General features: G+C 27.4%; 10 protein-coding genes. 2 read left to right on the top strand and 8 right to left on the bottom strand.

What is annotated here, in order from left to right:
* The first annotated feature begins 358 nt into the window (after positions 1-358).
* The gene (locus tag EJJ37_RS12455; RefSeq protein ID WP_133015906.1) at positions 359-1,540 is read left to right on the top strand and encodes an MFS transporter; all 1,182 of its coding nucleotides are present in this window, start codon (positions 359-361) and stop codon (positions 1,538-1,540) included.
* Positions 1,541-1,584: 44 nt separating this feature from the next.
* On the opposite strand, the gene EJJ37_RS12450 is transcribed toward EJJ37_RS12455, so the two are convergent.
* The 5 genes from EJJ37_RS12450 to clpB all read right to left on the bottom strand — a co-directional run bounded on the left by EJJ37_RS12450 (position 1,585) and on the right by clpB (position 8,715).
* Positions 1,585-2,427 (bottom strand): MurR/RpiR family transcriptional regulator, encoded by an 843-nt coding sequence (locus EJJ37_RS12450; RefSeq protein WP_133015905.1) that lies wholly within the window; start codon positions 2,425-2,427, stop codon positions 1,585-1,587.
* Positions 2,428-2,445: 18 nt separating this feature from the next.
* A complete protein-coding gene (locus EJJ37_RS12445) occupies positions 2,446-3,525 on the bottom strand; it encodes a DUF871 domain-containing protein (RefSeq protein WP_133015904.1) in 1,080 nt (359 codons plus the stop codon).
* Positions 3,526-3,600: 75 nt separating this feature from the next.
* Entirely contained in the window at positions 3,601-4,962 is a 1,362-nt protein-coding gene (locus tag EJJ37_RS12440) for a PTS transporter subunit EIIC (protein ID WP_133015911.1), read from the bottom strand.
* Positions 4,963-5,000: 38 nt separating this feature from the next.
* On the bottom strand, positions 5,001-5,909 hold the full coding sequence (murQ, locus tag EJJ37_RS12435) for an N-acetylmuramic acid 6-phosphate etherase (RefSeq protein ID WP_133015903.1): 909 nt from the start codon (positions 5,907-5,909) through the stop codon (positions 5,001-5,003).
* A 205-nt stretch (positions 5,910-6,114) separates the two neighbouring features.
* Complete coding sequence (gene clpB / locus EJJ37_RS12430; protein WP_133015902.1) at positions 6,115-8,715, bottom strand: ATP-dependent chaperone ClpB; 2,601 nt, start codon at positions 8,713-8,715, stop codon at positions 6,115-6,117.
* A 205-nt stretch (positions 8,716-8,920) separates the two neighbouring features.
* Between clpB and EJJ37_RS12425 the strand changes: the two genes are divergently transcribed.
* Positions 8,921-10,987 (top strand): AraC family transcriptional regulator, encoded by a 2,067-nt coding sequence (locus tag EJJ37_RS12425; protein ID WP_133015901.1) that lies wholly within the window; start codon positions 8,921-8,923, stop codon positions 10,985-10,987.
* Positions 10,988-11,330: 343 nt separating this feature from the next.
* Here the strand turns inward: EJJ37_RS12425 and EJJ37_RS12420 are convergent, their stop codons facing one another.
* The 3 genes from EJJ37_RS12420 to EJJ37_RS12410 all read right to left on the bottom strand — a co-directional run bounded on the left by EJJ37_RS12420 (position 11,331) and on the right by EJJ37_RS12410 (position 14,258).
* Positions 11,331-12,590, bottom strand: a complete 1,260-nt coding sequence (locus tag EJJ37_RS12420) for a helix-turn-helix domain-containing protein (RefSeq protein ID WP_133015900.1) — start codon at positions 12,588-12,590, stop codon at positions 11,331-11,333.
* Positions 12,591-12,606: 16 nt separating this feature from the next.
* Positions 12,607-13,908 (bottom strand): helix-turn-helix domain-containing protein, encoded by a 1,302-nt coding sequence (locus EJJ37_RS12415; RefSeq protein ID WP_133015899.1) that lies wholly within the window; start codon positions 13,906-13,908, stop codon positions 12,607-12,609.
* A 167-nt stretch (positions 13,909-14,075) separates the two neighbouring features.
* A complete protein-coding gene (locus EJJ37_RS12410; protein ID WP_133015898.1) occupies positions 14,076-14,258 on the bottom strand; it encodes a YtxH domain-containing protein in 183 nt (60 codons plus the stop codon).
* Positions 14,259-14,267: the final 9 nt, after the last annotated feature.

Below are 14,267 nucleotides of genomic sequence, written 5' to 3'. Positions count from 1 at the left end.
TTCTGCTATATTTTATATAATAAATTGTTAACTTCTAAATATATATATTTAAATAAACTAAAAATATTAATATACAAATTAACTTTAATATAAGAAAAATTTGTAGCACAAAACATTAACTATAAAGTGGCGTGTTATAAGTAAACACATGTAAAAAGAAAAAAATGAAATATTTATTTGGAGGTATCATTGAAATTTTCACCTTTACCGGAAAATAAATATTTCATTTTTTCGCTTCCATGTGGTGCGCAATATTTTTTATAACTCCTAATATTTGATTTTATATAACTTATAGAATATTATTAAATATAATAAAACTTATTATATAAAAATTAATATTATTTAAAAAGGAGGAAAAATGAAAAATAAAAATAAATCACTAATATTTATTATACTTTTAAATATGTTTAGTTCACTTGCATTTAACATGGCTCATCCGGTTACCCCTATGTTTATAAACAAACTTGGATTACCTACCTTTATGTTTGGACTATTCTTTGCCACAATGTCTATTGGTAATTTTATTGGTTCACCCTTATTTGGTACATTATCTGATAAAAAAGGAAGAATTAAATTCTTAGTATTAGGTGCAATAGGATATGGTTTAAGCCAACTTGGCTTTGGATTTAATACTAATCCATTTATAATACTTATATTTAGATTTACTGGTGGATTTTTTGTAGTAAGCTATTTAACTACATCAATGGCATATTTAACTGATATAACAACAAATGAAAATAGAACAAAATATATCACATACTATGCGGCTGCAAATACAATAGGTACCTCACTAGGTTCACTTCTTGGTGGTATAATAGGTAACAACAATTTCAAATATGCATTCTTTACTCAATTTATTTTATGTTTAATTTTAGGTATTTTAGTATACTTCTTATTACAAGAACCAACAAAGGATAAAAAGCATACTACTTTAGAAATTCCTAATCATAATAAAGTTAACTATTCAAAACTTATTAATAAGAACTTATTAATTATGTTTATAATGGTTGGTGCCTTTTACTTTGCATCAACAAGTTATAACTCTAGCATTAATTATTACATAGAAGATGTTTTAAAACTTTCTCCTACATTTATAGGCGGATTTATGGCATTAGTTGGAATAGTTGGTTTTATGATAAATTTATTTTTAACACCTTTATTAGCAAGACACTTTAAAGAGATTAATCTATTTAAAACTATAACTATCTGTATTACAGCTTCATTATTTCTTATGGTAGTATCTAAGAATGTTATTTTATTCTTAACTTGTGCAGTTATATTTGCATCATTTGCAAGTATACACATACCACTACAACAAAGTATAATAACAAAGCTTGCTAAAGAAAATTATGGTTCTCTTATGGGACTTTTAAATTCATCTAAAGCAATAGGCCAGGTTACTGGTTCATTAACTGCTGGCTTTATCTTTGATTTAGGAAATAAATTACCATTTTTAATTTCAGCTATTATAGTTTTTATAAGTTTTATAATTCTACTTCCTTTAAACTCAAATTTAATTATAAATAATAAACACCACTAAAAAAATACTCAAGACTCTATAATGACTCTTGAGTATTTTTACTTTTATCTTAATTCTTTTACTGAATTTCTAGTTATAACAAGCTTTTCTTCAATATCCTTTATATTACTTCTTGCCATTCCTAAAAATAGCATATCTATAATTGCTAATTGAGATATTCTTGAACTCATAGCTCCTTCTCTTAATGACTTTTCAACATATGGTACATGTAATGATATATCTGAAAAATAATCTAATTTATTATCAATGCTAGCCTTAGTTATAGCTATTACTGGAACGTTCTTTTCTTTTGCATTTTTTGCACATAATAATGCTTCCTTCGTTTCTCCTGAATAGGAAATTACTACAGCTACATCTTCCTTTTCCATTAGTACAGATGATGTTAGCTGAAGATGGGTATCAGTATGAGCTACACATCTTTTATTTATTCTACTTAATTTATAATAAAAATCTAATCCTACTAAACCTGAAACTCCAACACTATAAATATAAATTGTTTTAGCATTTGTTAATAAATTTATGGCCTTATCTAATTGTTCTTCATTTATTAAATCTATTGTTTCATCTATAATTGAATGTATTGAGCTTTTAACTCCATTAACTATACTTTTTGTACTTAAGTCTTTATCTAAATACCCAAATTCTCTACTACTATTATTTTCTTTTGAACTAATAGATATCTTAATTTTCATTTCATTTAGACTACTAAAACCAAGCTTTTTTGCAAATCTTACAACAGTTGGTGCTGAAGTATTAGTTTCTTCCGCAATTTCTTTTGCTGACATATCTATAATTTCACTATTTTCAACTAAAAGATAATCTGCTATAAGTTTTTCTCTATCAGTAAACTTACTATAATTTTGCTTTATATAATGTAGTAAATTCATTTCTTCACATCCTATTACTTAATTATTTATTATATTAAAATAAAACTTTTTACCACTCTTTATATATTTTAATAAATAAAGCTTATTATGTAAAACAGATGCTACTACATTTGTTCTTTTATCTGCCTTTTGACTTACTTTTAATATCTGTAATTCTCCCATATATCTTTGATAATCTACATTATCTATTGTTACATCTCCATAATTTTTATTTATAGTATTTAATGGACTTATTACATCATTCCCTAAAATTAATCTACTTTCAGCTGCTCTTATAGCATCTCTTGCATCATCAGCTCTTGATGAATAAACTTCCTTTAATAATTTAGTTGTAACTGAATCACTAACCTTTAATTCAATATCTAACTCAATAGCCCCTTCCTTTAAATTAGATAAATCTTTTAATTCATCTAAACTTGGAAGAGAATCCCCTATAAATACTGTTTCATTTCCTAATGCAAATAAATGATTTGCCGCTTCTCTAACTTCTAAATCTCTATGATCTTCTAAAGTAGGCAATCCATCTTTTAAAGGACTTCTTTTTCTATTATTTGATTGAACAAAAGCACAAACCTTAATTCCTCTTTCATGTATAATTTTATTCTTTTCAATCATACACTCTTCTGAAATCCCAGTACCTCTTCTAGGATAAAAGTTATGAAGGGCATCTATATTTTTATAATCTGGTTTAAATTTGTCTAACTTTTCAAAAAAATCTCTAGTTACTGTTGATGCATTAAGCTGTATCTTAATCCCATATGAATTTTTACTCATCTGAGCAATTTCCTCTTCTGTGTAGCCAAAGTCTATTCTTATAGTTTTAACACCTAATTCCATTAATCCTTTTAAGTCCATATTTTTTAACTCTAGAAATTTAAAAGTATTAGGTGAAATATCACTTATTATATCCATATTTTTATCTTTAGCTAATTTAAAAAATTCCTTTACTTCAATCTTTAATCTTTCATAATCCGCTTCCGGAATATGTAATGACGTGAATATTCTCGTAAATCCTAGCTTCTGTGCATTAATCAATAAATCAATATTTTCTTCCATTGTATTATCTAATCCAAAATAAACTGAAAATCCCAAGCTCATATTTCTCACTCCTATTTAAAATGGTGGTTAAGTCTTTTTCTTAACCACCATAATATTTTATAATTAAATTATTTACTACTCTACTGGATCTTCAAATCCTAATATTGCTGTAAAGAAATACCCTGCTACATATGATGCTAAAACACCAATTAGGAATACTAACATTTTTCCATCTGCTATTAATAATGCAAGCGGTAATCCTGATACTCCTAAGGCTACTGCTCCAACTTTAAAGAATGCCATTACTGCTCCACCTACTGCTGCTCCTAAACAAGCTCCTAAAAATGGTTTACCTAACGGTAATGTTACACCATATATTAATGGTTCCCCAATACCTAAGATTCCTGGTACTAGTCCATTTTTTGCCGTCTTCTTTAATCTTTGATTTTTTGTCTTTTTAACTACAGCTAATGTTGCTCCTACTTGAGCCATTCCTGCAGCTGCTAATGCTGGTAATAATATTGTATATCCTACTGTTGCAATTAAATCTGCATGTATTGGTGTTAATGCTTGATGCATTCCTGTCATAACAAGTGGTAAAAATAATCCACCTGATATAGCTCCTGAAAAAACAGAAACAAATATATTCTCTGAAGCTATTGTATTAGCTACTAATATACCCATACCATCTGATATCGCTCCACCTATTGGTTGTAATACAAGTAATGCTGCTAATACTGATACTGTTAATGTTACAAGTGGCGTTACAAATAAATCTAAAACATCTGGAACAAATTTTCTACATTGTTTTTCAACAAATACTGCTAATGCAACAACTAAAATAACTGAAATAATTCCTCCACGTCCTGGAGTTAATTCTTTTCCAAATAAAGTTATATTCGCAAGTGTTGATGATGTTAAAACTCCACCTAATGCTCCACCTAGCATTGGCATTTGTGAACCAAACTCTTTTGCTGCATTTACACCTACTAATATTGACAGAATTGAGAATACCGCATTACCTATTAATCCTATTATTTGAGCTGCATTAGTTGTTTTATATGCATCTCCAAAATAAACTCCTGCTATATTATTAACAGCTAATACAAGACCACATGCTACAAATAGTGGTATCATTGGAATAAATATATTTCCTAATTTTTTAAGTATATTTTTAAATTTAGTATTGTTTTTTTCTTGTAATCTAGCCTTTGTTGCCTTTACAGCTTCATCACCTATTACAACTCTAGTTCCAACAATTTTCTTAACCTCTTCTGTTATCTTATTAACTTTCCCTGGTCCATAAATAACCTGTAATTGACCTTTTGCCTCTACAACACCTAATGTTCCTTCAGCATTCTTTATAGCTTCAATATCTGCTTTTGTTGGATCCACTAACTCTAATCTACAGCGAGTCATACAGTTTTCAACTGATTTTATATTTTCTTTACCTCCAACAAGCGCTACTAAACGTTTTGCAATAGCTTCATTGCTAATAGTTTCTTGCTTAGCCATATTCCTTCTCCCTACCTTTACTAAATATTTTCCATTGCTTTTGCAATATACCCCTTATTTTTAGATAATTTCTCTTTTGCCTTATTTATGTTCAAACCTGACAATATCATAAATATAGCAAGTTTAACATCAAACTTTGTTTCATCTAAAACTCTCTCTGCTACTTCTCTTTCTGCTCCAGTGGCTTCACAAACTATTCTTTTAGCCCTTTCTACTAACTTTTCGTTAGTTGCTCTGACATCTACCATTAAGTTACCATAAACTTTACCAAGTTTTATCATGGCTCCTGTCGATAACATATTTAATACCAATTTTTGAGCAGTTCCTGATTTAAGTCTAGTTGAACCAGTAACAACTTCTGCACCTACAACTGGTGATATTGAAATTTTAGCTACTTTTGCAACTTCTGAATCGCCATTACATGTAACTGATACTGTTAAAGCTCCAATACTATTTGCATATTCAAGCCCTCCAATAACATATGGTGTTCTACCTGATGCAGCTAAGCCTACAACTGTATCATTCTCTGTTAAATTTTTGCTCTTTAAATCTTCAACTGCTAATACTTTAGAATCTTCTGCACCCTCTTTAGCTCTAAATATGGCCTCTTGACCACCTGCAATTAATCCTTGAACTAATTCTTCTGAAACACCATATGTTGGTGGACATTCAGAAGCATCTAATATCCCAAGTCTTCCTGATGTTCCCGCTCCTATATAAATAAGCCTTCCACCTCTATTAATTCTTTCAACAATACCATCTATAGCTTTTGCTATCTCTGGTAGTTCCTTTTCAACTGCTAATGCAACCTTTTTATCTTCATTATTTATAAGCTTTACCATTTCTAAGGTCGATACCTTATCTATATTTAATGTACTTTCATTTCTACTTTCTGTTGTTAATTTATCTAATACTACTACCTTCTCCATAATATAACTCACCTCTGTTTACGTTTTCATTTGATGTATTTATCATATCATTTTTGAAATATAATTTCAATATATTTTAAAAAATAATTTATTATATTTCATTTTTGTAGAATTTTACAAAATAAGGCTATATGCATACTGAACTGCATCTTTCTAGTACAATAGACAACTGTTCAGTATTTTTAACATATAGCCTTATTTCATATTATTCAGTTTTAATTACAATTTCATCATCTTTACCATCAATTACAACATGAGATCCATAATTAATTTCTCCAGCTATAATTAATCTTGCTAGTTTATTTTCTAAAGTATTTTGAATATATCTCTTAAATGGCCTTGCTCCATAAACTGGATCATAGCCTTCAACTGCTAATATATGCTTAGCTTCTGGTGTAATATCTAAAGTTATATTTCTATCTCTTAATCTGTTAGCAACTTCATTAACAAAGATATCAATAATCTTAGTAATTCCATTTTCAGATAATGGCTTAAACATTATAATATCATCAACTCTGTTTAAGAACTCTGGTTTAAATCTCATTTTCATTTCATTCATTACTTCTTCTCTAACTTGTGGATCTATACCATCTTCTGATTTATTCTCTAAAAGATAGCTACTTCCTATGTTAGAAGTCATAATGATAATTGTATTTTTAAAATCAACTGTTTTACCTTTGTTATCTGTAAGTCTACCATCATCTAATATTTGTAAGAACATATTAAATACATCTTCATGTGCCTTTTCAATTTCATCAAATAATATTACACTATAAGGCTTTCTTCTAACTGCTTCAGTTAATTGACCACCTTCTTCATATCCTACATATCCTGGAGGCGCTCCAACTAATCTAGACACGGCATGCTTCTCCATATATTCAGACATATCTATTCTTATAATATTCTCTTCAGAATCAAATAAATTTCTCGCTAAAGTCTTTGCAAGTTCTGTTTTACCTACACCTGTTGGCCCTAAGAAAATAAATGAACCTATAGGTCTATTTATATCTTTTAGCCCAGCTCTTGCTCTAAGTATTGCAGAAGTAACAGATGTAATAGCTTCTTCTTGCCCAATTACTCTCTTTTGCATTTCATCTTCAAGTCTTAATAATTTTTCTCTTTCACCTTCTAATAAATTAGATACAGGTATACCAGTCCATCTTGATAAAACTTGTGAAACTTCTTCTTCAGTAACTTCTTCCTTTAATAAAGCACCTTCATAATTTTCCTTAACTTCAACTTCCATTTGTTCAATAGCAGCTTCTAAGCTAGGAATTTCACCATATTGAATTTCTGCCGCTTTGTTATAGTCATATTGTCTTTGAGCTGCTTCAAGATTTCCTCTAGCTTCATCAAGTTTTGCCTTTAATTCTTTTAATTTTAAGATGGCTCCCTTTTCTCTATCAAACTTAGCTGTCATTTCATCATTTTTAGCTTTAAGTTCTGAATATTCTTTTTCTAAAGCCTCTAGCTTTTTCTTAGAGCCTTCGTCTTTCTCTCTTGTTAAAGCTTCTTTTTCTATTTCAAGCTGTACAATTCTTCTTCTAATTGCATCTAATTCTGCTGGAAGTGAATCTATCTCAGTTCTTATCATAGCTCCAGCTTCATCAATTAAATCAATAGCCTTATCTGGTAAATATCTATCTTGAATATATCTATCAGAAAGTTTTGCTGCTGCAACTATAGCTGAATCATGAATTCTAACTCCATGGTGAATTTCAAATCTTTCCTTTAATCCTCTTAATATTGAAATTGCATCTTCAACTGATGGCTCATCAACAATAACAGGTTGGAATCTTCTTTCAAGAGCTTTATCTTTTTCAATATATTGTCTATATTCATCAAAAGTAGTTGCCCCAATACAATGTAATTCACCTCTTGCAAGCAATGGTTTAATTAAATTACCTGCATCCATTGCCCCATCAGTTTTACCTGCTCCAACAATGGTATGAATTTCATCTATAAATAATATAATCTTACCTTCACTATTTTGAACTTCTTTTAAGACAGCTTTTAATCTTTCTTCAAATTCTCCTCTATATTTAGCCCCAGCAATTAAAGAACCCATATCTAATGAAAATATAATTTTGTCTTTTAATCCTTCTGGAACATCTCCTCTTACTATTCTTTCCGCTAATCCTTCAACAATAGCAGTTTTACCAACACCAGGTTCACCTATTAATACAGGATTATTTTTAGTTCTTCTTGAAATAATTCTAATTGTTCTTCTTATTTCATCATCTCTTCCTATTACAGGATCTAATTTATGCTTTTTAGCTAATTCTACTAAGTTAGTTCCATACTTAGCTAATGCATCATAAGTTCCTTCTGGATCTTGAGTATCAACTCTTTGGCTTCCTCTAACCTCTGATAATACTTTCATAAAATTATCTTTAGTTATATTATATTTATTTAATATTTGTTTTGTTGGTCCATTTTTATCAACATCTATAATAGCTAACATTAAATGTTCAACACTAATATAAGAATCTCCAAATTTCTTTGCTAAGTCATCTGCCTTAACAAGAACCTCATCTACTTGTCTTGTTATATAAACTCCTGATCCGTTTGCTCCATCACCTGTAACCTTAGGCATTTTATCTAGAGCATTCTTTATATCAACTATCATCATCTTCACGTTTATCCCCATTTTTGTGAAGATATTAGGGATTAATCCATCTTCAGCTTCTACTAATGCAGAAAATAAATGAATAACATCTATTTGTTGATGATTATACTTTACTGCTGTTAAATTTGCATCATTTAATGCTTGTTGTACTCTCAATGTCATTCTTTCAACATTCATTTATGCTCACCTCTTATTAGTATTCTTAACTTTAATTTAATTTTAATACAAAAGTCAAAGAAAGTCAAAGTAAATTTTACTTTTATTTTTTAGTTTTTATTCCATATATAGTATACTACTTTTTTATTTATTTTTTTTGTTTTTAATGGTAGTTATTGTTATAATATTTACAAGATACATTTATATAGAAATTAGAGGTGAAATTTTGAGAAGAGAATATATAAATTATCCCTTTGATTTACCTATAAAAATCTCATATTTAAACATTAAAAATTATCCAACTCATTGGCATAATTCTATTGAGATTATATATGTTTTAAAGGGATCTTTACACATTAAAATAGATACAGATTCTTTCACTCTAAATGAACGTGAAGTTGAAATAATAAATTCAGATGAATCTCATGAAATTCAAGGAATAGATGATAATAAAGTATTGATTTTCAATATAGATCCATTTTTCTTTGAAAAATATTATAAAGATATAAATAATATATTTTTCTATACTAACTCCAATGATGATGAAGATCAAAATGGTCCTGAGTATGAAGAATTAAAAACTATTTTATCTCAAATGCTTTGTGAATACGTTCAAAAATTAGAAGATTACGATGAAGAAATAGAAGAACTTCTTATAACACTTCTTTATCACCTAGTTAATAATTTTCATTATTTAACGCATGAAAAAGAAGAATTAAAAGAAAAAACAGATCAATTAGCTAGATACCATAGAATTTCTAAGTATATATATAATAATTACAATAATAATATTACACTACAAGAAATTGCAAAAAAGGAATTCTTAAGTCCACATTATTTATCTCATGAGATAAAATATGCCACTGGTTACAGCTTTACAGACTTGATTAACTTAACTAGAATTGAGGAATCTATAAAACTATTACTAGATAGCGATATGAGTATCTCTGAAATATCTGATGAAATAGGTTTTTCCCATGTACGTTACTTTAATAAGAACTTTAAATATTATTATGGCTGTACTCCTCTTCAATATAGAAAAAAATATGCTACTACAGAGAAGGAATATGATTTATCTAAGCAATTTGTGGAACTCTCCCTTAATGATGCTCTTGAAACACTTTCTTATAGCTTAGAAAATTATAATAGATTTAACTTTGAAAATAAACTTTGGAATATTCATGTTGATGTTGATAAAATATTAAATCCATTAGAAAAAGACTTTAAAGAATGTATTAACTTAGGAGAATCTTTTGATCTTTTAATTGAAGATAATAAAGATATATTAGAAGAAATACAGGAGGAAATACATTTTGAATACGGACGTCTTGAAAAAATGTTTCATAGTGACATGGGAGTATTTTTAGATTCTGATTTTTATAATTGGAATAAAGCGAAAGGTGTATTAGAATTTTTATCTAATATTTATCTAAAGCCTCTTATTTTACTTGATAACTTAGATTACTCTTTAGAAAAGTATATTAATATTTTAAGTAGCTTTTTAGACTATTTTACGGAGTTAGATATAGTAGAAGTTACTGACTTTAAGTTTCAATTTGATTCTAGGTTATCTGAAGATATAAAGTATAATCTACGCCAATATATAAAAGATTATTATGAATTAGAAGTTTGCGAAATTGACTTTACATCTAAATCTGACTTAAACTCAATTTATGATACAGCATATATGCTTCCATATATAATTCATAATACTATTTTTAAAGGTAACTCTCTAAGCTTTCTTAAAGCCTTTGACGTTCTTGAGAAAGAAATAAATATTACAAATGAAGTATTTATAGGAGCTCCAGGAATAGTTAATGATATGGGAATTAGAAAACCATCATATTATGCCTATTACTTATTAAGTAAATTAGGTAATGATATAATTGCCCTTGACGATGGATACATTGTTACAAAGTCTGATAACTATTATGCTATTCTTTTATACTCTCATAATGATGATGTTAATACTTTAGTTAGTTATGAAGATATCTATCAAAAAGGTGGCGTGAAAAAATCCTTTGAAAGAAAATACTCACTTAATATAGTAAATATAAAAAATTCAACTAGAATTATTACCTATGAAGTTAATGAATCCATAGGTTCTTCTTATAACTATTGGCTAGCTATGGGGTCTCCCGATAGACTTAGCAAAGAAGAAAAAGAAATTCTTCACAAAGCATCTTATCCTAAAATAGAATTTAAATATTCTAAAAAAAGTTCAGTTTTAAATATAATTACTGAACTTAAGGGATATGGCGCTAAGCTAATAGTGCTTAAAAATATAAAATAATGTACTGAAAACACCTTTTTTAGGTGTTTTTATGCTTTTTATAAATATATATTTTTATATAATTAACACTTATTGTACTAAAACTAAAGCATCTACATGAATACATTATTTTTATTTTTAGGCTATACTAATAATATAAATTGTTTTTTATGAAAGGATGTTTTTTATGAGAGGCCTATTTTTTAATCCATCACTATTAAATGATACTAAATCAAAGTGGTCATTTTGGATTTGGATGTCTAACCTTTTACATTTCGATAACTAAATTTTTATTATGATATTAAATTAATTAATTATAATATAAAAATAGAGAAGTGATAATCATCACTTCTCTATCTTTATATTATAACTTTTTCTCAATATTTATAGCTAATGTAAAATATTTAACAGACTCTTTTAATTCTCCTAAATTATAATATAATTCAGCCATTTCATTATATCTCTTATATCTCTCTTCACTATTAGCAAATCTAAATAAAAAGTCTGTAGATAAGTTCATGTACATTTCGGCTTGTATAAACTCACCTTTTTTCTGATGTATCATCCCTTTAAAATAATAACCTTTTTCTATAAGCTTTATTTCATCAATGTTAATAGCTAAATCTAAAGCTTCATCTGTATATTTGAAAGCTTCTTCATATTGTCTATTATTATATAATGTTTTAATACATTCTATTAAAAATTCCCCACAACCTTTTTTATCTTCTCTTGGATAAATTTCAATTGCATCCTTTATTTCTTTCATAGCTTTATTAACTTCTTGAACTTGAAAATACATTTCTCCGTTCTTTCCTTTAAATTTAGCTAATTCCTTTAAATCATTTTTTTTATATTCAAAAGCTTTTTTTAAATATCTTTCCGCCTCTATCTTATGTAATAAAATATTTAAAATTGCGAATTCGTGATAAAAATCTCCTTTAGCCTTATCACTGAAGATATTTACAAACTCTAATACTTTCTTTAAACATTCGTATGCTTTTTCAATTATATTAATATTCTTATAGCAAATTCCTTCATAAAAACACGCATAAATATAACTTAACCTATCTTCTATATAGTTATTCTCATAAATTTCTCTTATTCTTGCAAAATAACTTATTGCTTCATGGTACTCTGCTGTTTTCATAAAGAATGTAGCCATATCATTATAATAAATAATAATATCCTCATTACGTTGTGTTGATTGATATAAATCATAATATTTTGAAATCAAAAGTTGAATATTTTCGACTTTATCATTATCCATATATAACTCAAACAAAATATGAGTTAGCTTTAGCGCTAAATCATTAAATCCATATTTGCATGCATACTCTAAATTATAATTTATTATATTTTCTAGTTTTTCAAATGAATAAGTACTCTCTTTTATCTCTTGAACATTATATTTTATTTGATCATAAACATCTCTTACTAAATAACTATAATCTACTTGTAATTTCTTTGCAATATATCTAAGCGATTCTTCATCTGCTTTAATTTTTCCATTCTCTATGCAACTCATTTTTGAAATAGAGATCTTATCTCCGCATAATTCTTTTAATGTTATTCCTTTATAAATTCTAGATCTTTTAATTTTTTCTCCTGTTGATAATATCTCCATGGCTACCCCCAGATAATTAATTATTCAATATACCTAAGCTTCTAAAAATACTTACACCTTCATCTAAGTATCTAGCTGCTTCAGCTTCTCTCTTAACTCCAATATAATATCTACCAATAAGTATTGCTATTTCTGCTGCTTTTTTGTTTAATCCATTTGTTTTTGCTATATTAAAAGTTTCTAATAATATACATTCTGCTTCATCAAACTTTTCCTTTATTGTATATAATCTATAGCATAAAATATTTTTTTCTATTATTTGTTCTAGATTACTTTCATCTATAAGAACATCAATTTCGGAAAGAACTTTTTCACACTTGCTTATTTCCTTTATTTTAATATATCCTTCGCATATATTAATTAAAGTTTCTATTACTTCGCTATCTTTATTTCTCATTCTAATTTCCTTAGCTATTTGATAGTGCTTAAAGGCCTCTTCAAGATTATCAAATTCAAAGAATAGCTTTCCTAAATTATTTTCAATACTAGATATATTTTTCTCTTCTTCTAATTCCTTATATACCTCTAAAGTTTTCTTAGAGTACTTTATGGCATTTACTATATCACCTTTTTTATTATACTCTTTTGATAATAACATCAATGCTTTACCATATTCTTCTCTATTTTGAACTTGTTCAAATTTTTGTTTAGCTAAAAAAGTATAATCTATAGCCTTTTTTATATTATCAATTTTAAAATAACTTTCAGCCATTTGATAATATATCTCTCCAAGAATAAAATCATTTCCAACATTATTATCTAAATATACTTTCTCAGCTTGTTTCAAATAACTTGTGGCAGAATGATATGCTTTTAGGCTTAATGTTATTTTTCCTAAATTCAAAAATGTACTAATAATTTGTTCATAATTATTTCTTTTTATAAAAATTACGTTTGCTGATAAATATAATTGTTGAGCTAAAACTAATTCTTTCTTTTCCTTACAAATATTAGCTCTCAAAAATAAATTTCTAGCTTTCCTATATTCTAAATTATATTTTTCGGCATAATATAGAGCATTTTCTATATATTTTTCTGCACTTATATAATCACTATTTAATATATATGCTTCTGCCATTTGTTCATAATACATACATATTTTTTCTGCCTGTGTTTCTTCTGATTCCATTAAATATTCTACAGAAGTTTGAAGGGAATTTGCTAAATACTCCAATAAATCCATAGATGGATTTGATCTACCAGACTCAACTAAACTTATTTGCCCTGGTGTAATTCTATCTCCTGCTAAATCCTTCAGTGTCATTTCTAATTCTTTTCTACGTCTTTTAATTTTTTCACCTAAAGTAAGTATCTCCATCGCATAATCTTCCTTTATTCACATTTATATAAATTCAAAAACTTTCTTATCATATTTTCCATTATATCATATAAAGTACCAAAAAAGTATATTTTTTTTGTATTAATTTCAATTATACTTAAAATAATACAAAAAACTGCTATAGAGTTCTATAGCAGTTTTTAATACTAATTTATATAATCCAATATATTATCATAGGCATCTCCAGCCGCACATCTAAGTTTCTTGCTAGTTCTCCTAATATTTCTTTGAGTCTTTCTATCTAACTCTGGCAAAACCATCATTCCAATTGCTACTCCCAAAACAGTACCTATTGCTAAACTCTTAATTACTTTTCCCAAAAATAACACCTCTTTATA

Source organism: Clostridium cuniculi, from assembly GCF_004353185.1.
GTDB classification, from domain to species: domain Bacteria; phylum Bacillota; class Clostridia; order Clostridiales; family Clostridiaceae; genus Clostridium; species Clostridium cuniculi.
The sequence above is the reverse complement of the archived record's forward strand: the minus strand, read 5'-3'. Positions and strand labels throughout refer to the sequence as shown.